This window comes from Nonomuraea sp. NPDC047529 (assembly GCF_040642995.1).
Classification (GTDB): Bacteria; Actinomycetota; Actinomycetes; order Streptosporangiales; family Streptosporangiaceae; genus Nonomuraea.
Window position 1 is genome coordinate 201,278 of the sequence record NZ_JBEYTJ010000005.1, and the last position, 12,421, is coordinate 213,698.

10 protein-coding genes are annotated in these 12,421 nt (G+C 72.1%); 5 read left to right on the forward strand and 5 right to left on the reverse strand.

Translation table 11 applies throughout. From position 1 onward, the window contains the following. The first annotated feature begins 258 nt into the window (after window positions 1–258). From ABZ815_RS11130 to ABZ815_RS11140, 3 genes are all read left to right on the forward strand, one after another. Window positions 259–1,383: a hypothetical protein gene (locus ABZ815_RS11130; RefSeq protein ID WP_357696442.1), complete on the forward strand. Its 1,125-nt coding sequence runs from the start codon at window positions 259–261 to the stop codon at window positions 1,381–1,383. Between the two features lie 67 nt (window positions 1,384–1,450). Next, a complete protein-coding gene (locus tag ABZ815_RS11135) occupies window positions 1,451–1,612 on the forward strand; it encodes a hypothetical protein (RefSeq protein WP_357696444.1) in 162 nt (53 codons plus the stop codon). 108 nt (window positions 1,613–1,720) lie between these two features. Beyond that, entirely contained in the window at window positions 1,721–2,920 is a 1,200-nt protein-coding gene (locus ABZ815_RS11140) for a PP2C family protein-serine/threonine phosphatase (RefSeq protein ID WP_357696446.1), read from the forward strand. 5 nt (window positions 2,921–2,925) lie between these two features. On the opposite strand, the gene ABZ815_RS11145 is transcribed toward ABZ815_RS11140, so the two are convergent. Further along, on the reverse strand, window positions 2,926–4,749 hold the full coding sequence (locus ABZ815_RS11145; RefSeq protein WP_357696448.1) for an ABC transporter ATP-binding protein: 1,824 nt from the start codon (window positions 4,747–4,749) through the stop codon (window positions 2,926–2,928). Then, the gene (locus ABZ815_RS11150) at window positions 4,749–6,566 is read right to left on the reverse strand and encodes an ABC transporter ATP-binding protein (RefSeq protein ID WP_357696450.1); all 1,818 of its coding nucleotides are present in this window, start codon (window positions 6,564–6,566) and stop codon (window positions 4,749–4,751) included. Before ABZ815_RS11150 ends, ABZ815_RS11145 begins: the two co-directional genes overlap by 1 nt. Before the next feature lie 143 nt (window positions 6,567–6,709). Here ABZ815_RS11150 and ABZ815_RS11155 point away from each other — a divergent pair, with 143 nt between their 5' ends. Next, window positions 6,710–7,909 (forward strand): hypothetical protein, encoded by a 1,200-nt coding sequence (locus ABZ815_RS11155; RefSeq protein WP_357696452.1) that lies wholly within the window; start codon window positions 6,710–6,712, stop codon window positions 7,907–7,909. 33 nt (window positions 7,910–7,942) lie between these two features. Here the strand turns inward: ABZ815_RS11155 and ABZ815_RS11160 are convergent, their stop codons facing one another. Both ABZ815_RS11160 and ABZ815_RS11165 read right to left on the reverse strand, forming a co-directional pair. After that, window positions 7,943–8,737, reverse strand: coding sequence for a hypothetical protein (locus tag ABZ815_RS11160; protein WP_357696454.1), 795 nt, complete (start codon window positions 8,735–8,737; stop codon window positions 7,943–7,945). A 110-nt stretch (window positions 8,738–8,847) separates the two neighbouring features. Next, on the reverse strand, window positions 8,848–10,956 hold the full coding sequence (locus ABZ815_RS11165; RefSeq protein WP_357696456.1) for a histidine kinase: 2,109 nt from the start codon (window positions 10,954–10,956) through the stop codon (window positions 8,848–8,850). Between the two features lie 163 nt (window positions 10,957–11,119). Here ABZ815_RS11165 and ABZ815_RS11170 point away from each other — a divergent pair, with 163 nt between their 5' ends. After that, a complete protein-coding gene (locus ABZ815_RS11170; RefSeq protein WP_357696458.1) occupies window positions 11,120–11,395 on the forward strand; it encodes a sulfurtransferase TusA family protein in 276 nt (91 codons plus the stop codon). A 24-nt stretch (window positions 11,396–11,419) separates the two neighbouring features. On the opposite strand, the gene ABZ815_RS11175 is transcribed toward ABZ815_RS11170, so the two are convergent. After that, window positions 11,420–12,391, reverse strand: coding sequence for a helix-turn-helix domain-containing protein (locus ABZ815_RS11175; RefSeq protein ID WP_357696460.1), 972 nt, complete (start codon window positions 12,389–12,391; stop codon window positions 11,420–11,422). Between the last annotated feature and the right edge of the window lie 30 nt (window positions 12,392–12,421).

Consider the following 12,421-nt stretch of genomic DNA (forward strand, 5'->3'; position numbering starts at 1 on the left):
CCGTCCCGCCCTCACGGGTGCGCCCGCCGGCCTCTCCCGTATGCCTACCAGGAGCCGACATATCCCTATAAAACGCGACTCCTCCGCTCAGCGGCCTCCCACCAGCCCATCCTCCGGAAAAATCTTCTGGCGCATTTCACGGCAAATCCCCAGATCAGGGACCGACAACAATGCGAATTTCCCTACACGCCCACCCTGGATCAAGCATCCTGAGCATGTCATCACGCTCCCCCACACCCCCCGTTTTAAGGAGCCTCCGTGACCCGGTTCGCCGTCGACCACACCCGCCACGCGCTCATCGCCACATGGGGTACGGGGATCGGCGACATCGCCACCACCGTGGCGGAAGAAGTGCCATCGAGCCCGGACACCCTCCGCCTGGCCACCAGCCTCACGGAGCTGTCCCACGCCTGCTGGCGCTGCTACACCCATCCGTCCAGCGCCGCCGACCAGCACGGCCCGAACAGCGTCGGCTGGCAGCGCCAGGCCGAGCGCGACGCGTTCGCCTCGGTCATCCCGGCCCTGCTGGCGCCCGTCCGGCCGGCCAACGGCGCGCTGACGCTCTACTCCACGCGGGTGGAGGAGGTCGCCCATCGCGTCGGCCGTACGCTGGCCACGATCAACCTCGCCCGGCTGTCCGGCCGTGTCGCCACCGACGTCACCGCGGAGCTGGCCGCCATCGAGAACGCCGAGCTCGGCGACCTGACCGCGCGCGCCCAGCAGGCCGTCATGCTCAGCCGGGAGGACGCCTCGCCCCTTCAGGTGGCCCAGGCCGACAGCCTGCTGCACCAGCATCCGTTCGGCACGGAGGCGCTGTTCACGAAGATCGACCCGACGGCGGCCGCGATCGCGGCGGCCCACTGGCTCTACGCCGCCGCGACCGTCAGCGCCCGCCACACCGGCCTGCACCCGATGCAGACGATCTCCGAGGTCGACAACATCAAGGCCCCCGCCCAGGAGAGCCTCACCGAGGTCATCTCCGCGATGAGCGGCGGCGGCTCGCCCCGGCACGCGGTCATGCCCATGATCCGCAACGCCCTGCACGTCGCCGAGGGCCACCTCTACGGCGTCACCGAGGCCAAGCACCGCATCGGCGTGGCCGAGGAGCTGATCGCCCAGGCCCGCACCGACCATCCCGAGCTCGGCCTCGGCCCCAGCACGGTCTATCTGCCCATCACCCCGCTCAACCCCGGCCGCCCGGCCCTCGACCTGCTGGAGAACCTCCTCTACGGCATCCGCAGCTGCTGGCTGACCTTCTCCCAGCACGCGGACACCGCGCCCGGCCGGGAGCCCAGCCGTACGCGACGCCACCACCGCCACACGGAGGTGTTCTTCACCGAGGTGCGCAAGAGGGCGGCCTCGAACCGTTCGCGCCTGCTGTAGGCGGCGCGGCATTCGCGGCTGTGACCACTGGAGGTGGCGGGCGCCCGTTCTTCTGTGACGGGTCTTCATGGTCGGCGCGCTGCTGGCGCTCTCCGTCGTCGTGGGCGTGGGCGTGGCCTGGCTGGCGCTGACGGTCACCGCGCCGGCCGCCATGATCGTGGCGGTGACGAAGGCGTACCAGGACGTGGCGTGGCGGCGGGCGCGCGCGGAAGAACAGGCGGACGGCTGAGGGACCTCCGGCCCGGACCGTGCGGATGTGTCAGCGACGGCCGTCGGGGCAGAAACGGGCCACTTGAAATTGGGTAGGTTCCCGGACGGACCTCAGGGAGGGGGGCCGATGCGGCGCAGTGGCGGAGAGCTGATGCTGGGCGGCATGCTGTCCGCCAACCATCTGACCGCGATGGAGGACCTGCCGCACATGGTCGCCCGGCACGCCGCGATGGCGGGCTTCTCCGACACCGTGGTCTACGTCACCGACCTGCAACAACAGCAGCTCATCCCGATCCCGCATCCGCAGGACGTGTCCGGCGAGCCGCCGGCGGTCCTGCGGATCGACGGCACGCTCGCCGGTGTCGCCTTCCGCAACGCCGAGGTCGTCCGGGTGCCCGGCGGTGCGACCAGGCTGTGGCTGCCGCTCCTCGACGGCACCGAACGCATGGGCGTGCTCGGGGTGACGGTGCAGGAGGACGATGAGGTGGCCGAGTGGCGGGCCAAGCAGCTCGCGTCGCTGGTCGCGCTGCTGGTGATCAGCAAGCGCCCGCACAGCGACTCCTACTCGCGGCTGGTCCGCGCCCAGCCGATGACCCTGTCGGCCGAGGTGCTGCTGCCCCTGCTGCCGCCCGGGACGTTCGCCAACGACGAGGTGGTCGTCAGCGCCGTGCTGGAACCCGCGTACGAGGTGGGCGGCGACGCCTTCGACTACGCCATCGCCGGCGACACGCTGCACGTGTCGATCTTCGACTCGATGGGCCACGACACCTCCGCCGGGCTGACGGCCACCATCGCCGTCGGGGCGAGCCGGAACAGCCGGCGGCAGGGCGCCGATCTCGTCGGCACGGCCCAGGCGATCGACGCCGCCATCGCCGAGCAGTTCACCGGCCGCTTCACCACCGGCATCCTGGCCGAGCTCAACCTGCGCACCGGCTGGCTGACCTGGGTGAACCGGGGGCATCATCCGCCGCTCGTGGTCCGCGAGGGCCAGCAGGTCGCCACGCTGTCCGGCGAGCCCGACCCGCCGATGGGCTTCTCGCTGCAGCCGTGCACCGGGGAGCTTCAGTACCAGATCCAGCCCGGCGACCGGCTGCTGTTCTACACCGACGGGATCATCGAGGCGCAGAGCCCGGACGGCGAGCTGTTCGGGCTGGAGCGCTTCATCGACTTCATCCTCCGGCAGGAGGCCGACGGCCTGTCGGCCCCCGAGACGCTGCGCCGGCTGGTGCAGGCCATTCTGGAGCACCAGCACGGGCGGCTCCAGGACGACGCGACCGTGCTCATGGTGGAGTGGCGCAGCAGCAGGCACCAGCGGCTCATCATGTGAGGCCGTCAGGTGTCGCCGACGGCGACGAACCCGCTGTCGGGGCGGTAGTTGGGCGACTGGTGGCGGAAGTAGGTGTTGTAGACCTGGCAGTAGCGGCCGCCACGGGCCAGCAGTTCGGCGTGGCCGCCTTCCTCCACGATCTGCCCGTGGTCGAGCACGATGATCCGGTCGACGTGCTCGATCGTGGACAGCCGATGGGCGATGACGATCGAGGTGCGGCCGGCCAGCACCACGTCGAGCCCCTCCTGGATCTGGGCCTCGGTCAGCGGGTCGACGCTGGCGGTGGCCTCGTCGAGGACGACGATCGCCGGGTCCTGGATGAGCAGGCGGGCCAGCGCGACGAGCTGCCGCTGGCCCATGGACAGGGCCCGGCCGTGCTCGCCCACGTCGGTGAGCAGGCCGTCGGGCAGGGCCTCGATCCAGTCGCCGCCGCCGACCGCGGCCGCCGCGGCCAGCACCTCGTCGTCGCCCGCCGTGGGCCGCGGGTAGCGGATGTTGTCGGCGACCGTGCCGCTGAACAGGAACGGCGCCTGCGGCACCGCGCCGATCTGCCGCCGGTAGGCGCCGAGGTCGAGTGAGCGGATGTCGTGGCCGTCGATCTGCAGGCGGCCTTCCTGGAACTCGTAGAACCTCGTGATCAGCTTGCTCAGCGTGGACTTCCCGGCGCCGGTGTGGCCGACCAGCGCGACGGTCTCGCCCGCCTCGATGACCAGGTCGAAGTTCCGCAGGACGGGGTGGGCCGCGTCGTAGCCGAAGGTGACGTCGTCGAACTCGATGCGCCCGGCCAGCCTGCCGGGGTCGGCCGAGCCCGTCTGCACGACCCGGGGCGGGGCGTCGATCAGGGCGAAGACCCGCTCGGAGGCCGACAGGCCCTGCTGGAACTGCGACCAGAAGGCGGCGATCGAGGTCAGCGGCATCCAGAAGAGCGAGACGCCCTGCAGGAACAGGTACCAGTCGCCCGCCGACAGGCCGTGGCCCAGCACCGACGTGCCGCCGAGCTGGACCAGCGCGACCGTCGCGAGCCCGGCCACGAGGAACAGCAGGGGGAAGATGGCCGAGAAGACGAAGCCCTGCCGCAGCGTCACCCGGTAGCTCTGCTCGTTGATGGGCCGGAACTCGTCGTAGACCTGCCGCTCCTGGCGGAAGTTCTTGGCGACGGCGATGCCGCCCATGGTCTCCTGGAGGTTGGCGTTGACCCGGCCCAGCGAGCGCTGGGCGCGGCGCGTGCTGGACCTGGCCAGCCGCCGGAACACCAGCGCGAGGCCCATCACGATCGGCGCCACCAGCAGGGTCAGCAACGCCAGCTCGACACTGCGCAGGAACAGCAGGACGGTGACGAAGCCCACCATCAGCACCTGGCTGATCAGGTCCATCGTCAGGGTGGAGACCGTGGCGAAGTCGTCGGTGTCGGAGGTGACGCGGCTGACGATGCGGCCCGAGGGGGTCTCGTCGTAGAACGACAGGTCGCGCTGGAGCACGGCGTCGAAGGCGTCCTCGCGCAGGCGGAGCACGACGTCGCCGGTCACCCGCGCGCTGTACCACTGGCGGACGAAGTTGAAGGCCCAGCTCAGCGCTCCGGCGAGCAGGATGCCGACGACGAGGAACGGGCCGACGTGGCCGATCGTGCCGTCCTGGATGGCGTCGACGCCTTGGCTGGCCAGCAGCGGCAGGACCGCCTGCGCCGCCGAGACCAGCACGATCATGGTCGCCACCAGGAGCATCGCGCCCAGCTTGGGGCGGAAGTAGGCGAGGATCCGGCGCATCAGGTCGCGGTCGTCGTAGCTGCGGTCGTAGTCTTCGGCGTCGAGGCCGTCCATGATGAAGCCCATCAGTGGACCCTTTCCTGCTCGTCGAGCGCGCCCTCACCGACCGGGACCTCGTCGTAGTGGGAGAAGATGCGGCGGTAGAGGGGGCTGCCGGCGATCAGCTCGTCGTGGGTGCCGAAGCCGGCCACCTCGCCGCGCCGCAGCAGCAGGATCTTGTCGGCCCAGCGGATCTGGGAGAGCCGGTGGGTGATCAGCAGGGTCGTGCGCCCTTCCTGGATGCGGCCGATGGCCTGCTGGATCCGGTCTTCCGTGGCGGAGTCGATGGCGCTGGTGGAGTCGTCGAGGACGAGGATCGCCGGGTCGGTCAGCAGCGCCCGCGCGATGGCCAGCCGCTGGCGCTGGCCGCCGGACAGCGTGAGGCCGCGCTCGCCGATGACGGTGTCGTAGCCGTCGTCGAGCTCGGCCACGAACTCGGCGGCCTGCGCGTCCTCCGCCGCCCTGACCACGGCCGCGCGGTCGGCCCGCTGGCCGAGGCCGAAGGCGATGTTCTCGGCCACGGACCGCGAGAACAGCACGATGTCCTGCTCGATGGTGGAGATCTGGGAGCGCAGCGAGTCGAGGTCCCACTCGCGGACGTCGACGCCGTCGACCAGGATGCGGCCCGAGGTGACGTCGTAGATGCGGGGCACCAGCTTCGTCAGCGTGCTCTTGCCCGCCCCGGTCTCGCCGACGATCGCCACCGTCTCGCCCGGCCGCACGGTGAACGACACCCCCCGCAGGACGGGCTCGCCCGAGCCGTAGCCGAACGTGACGTCGTCGAAGACGATCTCACCCTCGACGGACGCGGCGTGGCCGGCGGACGGCTGCGCCAGCTCGGTCTCGGCGTTGACGATGTCGAGGATGCGGCGGGAGGACACGATGCCGATCTGCACCAGCGAGAACGTGAAGATCGAGATCTGGGTCGGGAAGCCGAGCATGCCCATCAGCCCCATGAAGGCCACCAGGTCGCCGATCGTGATCGCGCCGGCGGCCTGGAGCTGGAGCCCGTGCCACAGCGCCCCGGCCATGGCGGCCGCGAACAGCAACGTGGGCAGGTAACGGGCCTGGACGAGGCCGTTGCGCACGAAGGAGTCGCGGTAGCGCCGGGCGTGGGCGCGGAAGCGCAGCCGCTCCTGCTCCTCCTGCGCGGTGACCTTGATCACCTCGATGCCGCGCACCGCCTGGCTCAGCCCGGCGTTGAGGTCGCCGAACTCGTCGCGCATGCGGGTGGCGACCGGGTTGAGCTGCCCCATGTAGTGGCGCAGCGCGAACGCGAACGTGACCGCGAACACCACGGGCACCAGCAGCAGCCTGGGGTCGATCGCGGCGATGAAGAACAGGGGCACCAGGCCGGTGAGCCCGGAGTCGACGATCAGGTCGACCCCCGGGCTGATCATGATGGAGAGCTGGCGGATGTCGTTGGCCGCCCGCGCCATCAGGTCGCCCACCCGCTGCCGGTTGTGGAAGGTCTGGCTCTTGCCGAGCAGGCCGACGTAGAGCTCGTCGCGGGCGTCGCGCTCAAGCCGCTTGGCCAGGGTCTCGCTGCTCAGCCTGGCGACGAGGTCGAGCAGGCCGCGGGCCGACACCACCGCCAGCAGCGACAGGGCGACCAGGCCCAGCGCGGCGGCGGGCTCGCCCCGGCCGCCCAGCACCGCGTCGAAGGCCGCGCCGGTGAGCTGCGGAACCAGCGCGTTGAGCACCACCATCACCAGCGAACCGCCGAGGAAGCCGGTCAGGGGGAGCGGGTGGTGGCGCAGGTGGGACCAGAGCCAGCGGACCGGCCCCCGCCGGTTGTAGCGGGGGCCGCCTTCGACGGAGAACTCCGAACTGCCGGTGGTCACGGTGAAACCCCTTGGCCGAGGGCGGGTGGACGTCGGACCCGTTTGTATCACCGGCCACCGACAGAATCCCACGCGTTTTCCGGCCACCCGATGCAGGCAAAGAGCAGGCAACGTCACGCAATGAAACAGTAGCCTTACGCACCGTGGACTCTTTCCTCCATCAGGCGGACCTGCTGCCGCCAGTGACCCTCCAGCCACCGGTGCGCCTCCTCCCGGCCGACGACCTCGCGGCCGTGGTGCGGGCTACGCCGATCGTCCACGACCTGCTCCGACTCGCCTCCGCCGCCGGTGATCCCGGGGCGGCGCGGCCGGAGTCCGGGCGGTTGTGGAGCGTGGCGGAGGACAGCAGGCTCATCGACGTGCGCGACGGGGCCGCCACGGCCGGCCCGGCGGTCGAGACCCTGACCTCGGGGCCCGCCGACGACGTGCTGGACACGTGGGGCGACATCCTCTACTCGCTGTTCTCCCCCGAGGCCGACGCGGCGGCGCTCGACGCCGGCACGAGCACCCTGCTGATGCTGCTCAGCCACCGCGACGCCCTGCTGCTGACGGAGATCCCCGAACTGACCGACGAGGCGGCCGACGAGCTGGCCTGGCTGCGGCTGATCCGGCGCGAGGGCTCGTCGGTGTCGCTGACCCCGCTCGGCACGTGGAGCGCGCTCGACCTGTTCAAGACCCTCATCGGCCAGGACATCCCGGTCCACGGCGGCACGGCCGGCGTCGACGCCCCCACGCTGCTGCGGGCGCTGCGCACGTACGACGACGAGGAGCGCGCCGAGGAGGTGCGCGTCTGGCTGGGCGGCCGGGATCCGGCGCGGGCCGCCGAGGAGATCGCCGGCGTCCTGCTCGACGTCAGCCCGCTGAGCCGGGCCGTCGGCCTGACCGTGCTGCTGGAGGACCTCGGCGGGCCGGGCCTGGAGATCGCCGCCGCGCTGCGCGAGGTGCCCCGGCTGGGGGCGCTCATCCGGGCACGCGAGAAGGAGGACCACGGCCTCCCGCCCGCCCCTGTGGACGTGGCCTGGGTGTACGCCGACATGACCGTGGCCGCCATGGAGATCGGCGGGCCGGCCGAGTCGGTGCTCCAGCTCTCCGGCAACCTCGACGTCGAGGACGTGCTGAGCATGCTCGGCATGATGACGTGCAGCGACCATCCCTACACCACCCCGATGCTGCGCTTCCTCATCGAGCACCATCCGGCGCCCCGGGTCGCCTCGGCCGCGCGCCTGACGTTGCAGCGCTGGCGCGGGGTGCACGTACGGCCGCCGGGTGAGCGCGGGCGTCTGCCCAGGAAGCCCCGCAAGCCGCGCAAGCAGGCGGGCGCACAGAAACGACGGCGGCGCTGACACGCCGGATGGGACGGGCAGACAGGTGCGGGGTCAGAGTTTGAGTGCGGCGCCGATGCGTTCGGCCCACTGCCATGGGGCGTCCGTGCCGCCGGGCAGGGCGTTGTAGTACTCCCAGCCGCTCACCCCGCCCATCCCCGGATGCCGGTACAGCAGCTCGGCGACGGTGGCGGCCAGGCGGTCGACCTCGACGTAGCCGCAGCCCGCGTTGTCGGGGCTGGTGACCGCGCCGGCCACCAGCTTGGCCGCCGGCACCTGCCCCTCGGCGAGCACGGCGTCGTAGTCGCACGGGTCGGCCAGGCTCCTCGGGCCGCCGTACATCGGCAGGTTGAGCCAGGCGAGGTCAGCGCCCCGGTCGCGGAAGACCTGGTCGTGGTCGACGCCGGTGGACGGGGTGAGCGCGAGGAGGAAGGCGGGGCCGAAGTCGGCGCGCAGCCGGTCGAGGAGGCGTGCGAGGCCGGACGGTGACACGGGCTCGGTCAGATGGAGGTCCGCGCCGTCGAGGCGGCGGCGGGCGAGAAGGCGGCGCAGGGGCGGGTAGCAGGTCTCGAAGGCGTCGTCGAGCCGGGCGAGATCGTCGATCATGGCCAGGGCGCGTACGCCGTACACCTGGGCGACCTGCACGTCGTCCCACATCTGGGCCAGGTCCGGGGAGTCGGGCGAGGCGCCGTTGAGCCGGACGACGCCGTCCTCGCCGGTCCGCACGGTGGCGACGACCAGGTGGGTGAGGCCGGTACGCCGTTCGATCAGGGGCAGCGGGGAGACGTAGAGGCCGCAGTCGCAGTGGGTCCGGTAGTACATCACCAGGCGGGGTGTGTGCTGGGGCAATGCACGTCCTCCGTGAAGAATGAGGTGATACTTCACCATGTTCCGCACGATGGGTAAGATTAAAACTACGATCAGTTAATTTTACCCGGCCCCGGGCCGGAGGCGGGTGATCAGCGGCCCGCCCGCGGCAGGCGCACCGGTTCCTTCGCGGCCGTGCCCAAGGGCAGCATGACCTCGACCCGCGTCCCGGCGTCCGGCCCGCTGTTGACGACGCAGATGCCGCCGAGCTCGGCCGCCCGTTCCCGCATCGAGCCGAGCCCCACCCCCGCGCTGTACGACGCGGGCAGCCCCCGGCCGTCGTCGGAGACCATCACGCGGAGCACCGAGTCCCGCTGGAGCACGATGCGGGCGCGGGAGGCCCTGGCGTGCCGCCGGATGTTGGTCAGCGCCTCCTGGACGATCCGGTAGACGGCCACCTCGACGGCGGCGGGCAGGTCGGCCATGCTCCCCTCGACCTCCACCTCGATCTCGGTGTCCGGGGACGACTGCCCGGCCAGCTCGCGGACCGCCCTGGCCAGGCCGAGGTCGTCGAGCGCGGGCGGGCGCAGGCCGTACACCAGCTCGCGGATGTCGTCGGTGACCGCGCCCATGCCGGTGTGCAGCTCGCGCAGCAGCTCGTCGGCGGCGTCGGGGGACTTCTTCAGGCTCATCCTGGCCATGTTGATGGTCATGGCCATGGCCGAGAGGGTCTGGCCGAGCCCGTCGTGCAGGTCGCGGCGCAGGCGGCGGCGCTCCTCCTCCCTGGCGGTCAGGATGCGTTCCCTGGACCGCTGGAGGTCGGCGGCCATGCGCACGGCGTGCGCCACGTCGGCGGCGTACGGGGTGAGCGTGGCGAGCACGCGCTCGTTGTGCGCCGCCGGGAATCGGCGCGGGCCGGGCGGCCCGACGAACAGGCGGCCGACGCGTTCGCCGTGCCACACCAGCGGCACCTGGCGGGGCTCGGAGCCGACCCGGCCGCTCTCGACGTACCGCGGCTCGCCGTCGGCGACCTCCACGGCCACGCCCTCGACCGCCAGCCCGTCGCGCAGCACGCTCACCACGGACGTCAGCGCCTTGGCCGGGTCGCCGCGCCGGACGGCCTGGGTCAGGCGTTCGGCCAGCACGGCGGGGTCGCCGACGCTGCCGTACAGCAGGCGGTCGACGGCGCGTTGCAGCACCCGCCGCAGCGGCTGGAAGAACGCGCCCGCGAACAGGGCGGCGGCGACGCCGGCGATCTCGTCGTAACCGGAGACCACGAGGCTGGACAGCGCGCCCGCGCCGAAGTAGACCGCGCTCACCACGGCCACCAGCCCGGCCGCGACGAAGGCCCGGCTGATCACCGTGTCGATGCCGTAGAGCCGGTAGCGGGTCACCGAGAACGCGACGGCGACCGGGATGAGCGCCGCCCACCCGACGCTCGTCCACAGGAACGCCGGCTCGAACGCGGCCGCGATCAGGAACACGACATAGCCCGCGAACGCGAACAGCGGCCACCCGATCTGCCGCCTGCCCACCGGGTCGGCCCGGCGCAGCCGGAGCGCCAGAGAGAGCGCCGTCAGCGCCATCGCGACATAGATGCCGGTCCAGGCGACCGTGGAGACGGCCTCCAGGTACGGCCCGAGCGCGCGGATCTGGACCGGATTGGGGATGACGGCCGGGTACGGATAGCTCCCGGCCGGCGGGTCGGGCCGGAACACCGCGCGGGTCAGGTCGAGCCCGAGCGAGAACGCGCCCAGCAGCAGCACCCAGCGCCAGCGCGGCGAGGGCAGCCGTCCGTCGGGCGAGTAGAGCGGCAGCAGCATGGTGAGCGTCAGCCCGCACACCGCCCAGCCCACCTGCGCGGGGAAGCGCAGGAACCCGGCCGTGACCAGGTCGCCGTCGGCGGCCAGCCGGAACATCAGCGCGCTGGACAGGTCGCTGACGGCGGCGGCGAGCCCGCCCGCGACCATCAGCCAGGCCATGTTCAGCCGGGGCCGGTGGAAGATCAGGAACGCGCCGACCGCCGGGAAGGTCAGGGCGGCGGCCGTCTGGGGCGTGGCGGTCCGCAGCGGGATCCACGCCTCCGGCAGGTGGGCGAAGACGAGCAGCGCGGCGACCGTGAGGACCGGGGACGCCACCCCCATGACGACCGCCGCGATCCGCGCGAGCCTGGCGCCCCGACCTGCGGAGCCACGCCCGCGCTCGGTTCCGGGGCCGTCGGCAGGCCCGACCTCTTCGGCGATCTCGGTGAACCCGGTCATCTCATCACCGCCTTCCCCAACACTTGAACAGGATTATGGCCCCTTTTACTGGGATAATCCGCCCGTTGTGTCCGGGCCGTTACCGTGCGACGCCCGCCCTGTACCTCACGGGGCCAGGACAGGCCTCAACCTACTCGACGTCGCCGCATGGTTTCCTGGACGCATGCCCGAACCTGATCTCCTGATCGACGGCGGCGACAAGATGTGCGTCCAACTGCTCATCGAGCTGCGCGGGCACGTGCTGCGCGCCGGTCCCGGCGCCGTGATCCACCTGATCGCCACCGACCCCGCCGCGCCCTACGACCTGCCCGCCTGGTGCCACCTGACCGGCCACGCCTACCTCGGGCCGGTGCCCGGCGCCGAGCGCCCGACGTACGCGCTGCGGGTCGCGGACGCCGCCAGGCAGACCGAGCCCACCCGTCCCTGGCACGCGGCCTAGCGACGGCGGCGGCGAGCGGACCCGTCAGCGGAAGGAGCGGCGGTAGGCGGCCGGGGTGGTGCGCAGGGCGGTGTGGAAGCGGCGCCGGAGGTTGACGGCCGAGGAGAGGCCGACGCGGGTGGCGATGGTCTCGACCGGCAGGTCGGTCTCCTCCAGCAGGGCCCGGGTGGCGGCCAGCCGGCGTTCCAGCAGCCAGCGGGCGGGCGGCACGCCGAGCTGGTCGGCGAACTGGCGGGTCAGCGTACGGGTCGAGACCCCCGAGTAGGCGGCCATGTCCTCCACGCTGACCTGGTCGGGCAGCCGGCCGAGGAGCCATTCGAGCAGCGGGGCCAGGGAGTCCGGCATGGGCCCCGCCGTGGGCAGCGGCGGGTACTGGCGCTGGCAGCCCTCGCGGTGCGGACCGGCGGCGAGCTGGCGGCCGATGCGCATGGCGTGGGCCGCGCCGTGGTCCTGGAGGACCTGGTGCAGGCAGAGGTCGAGGGTGGCGGCCGAGGCCCCGGCGGTGGCGACGTCGCCGTGGTCGACGTAGATGACGGTGTCGTCGGGGATGACGAGGGGGTGGCGGGCGGCCAGCTCGCCGGACAGCTCCCAGTGGACTGACGCGCGGCGGCCGTCCAGGAGGCCCAGGGCGGCGGGGATGAAGATCCCGGCGCAGACGGCGACGATCCGGGCGCCCCGGGCATGGGCTCGGGACACCGCGTCGAGCACGGCCGGCGAAGGGACGAGGGTCCAGCCCGCGACGATCACGGTGTCGGCGTCGTCGATGGCTTCGAGGCCGCTGTCCACCTGTATGGGGACGCCGAGCGTGGTGGGCAGCGAGCCGGGATGCTCGGCGCACAGACGGAAGCTGTAGTGCTGGGGGATGTCGGAGCCCTGGTAGCCGAAGACCGCCGAGGCGGAGGTGACGGGATAGAGCTCCTGGTGCGGCGCGACCAGGGCGACCACGCGATGCGGGCTCGGCGGGGCCGGGGGCGTCTCCGGGCAGTCCAGGACCATGGCGCAAATGTACCCAATGATGTCATTTGG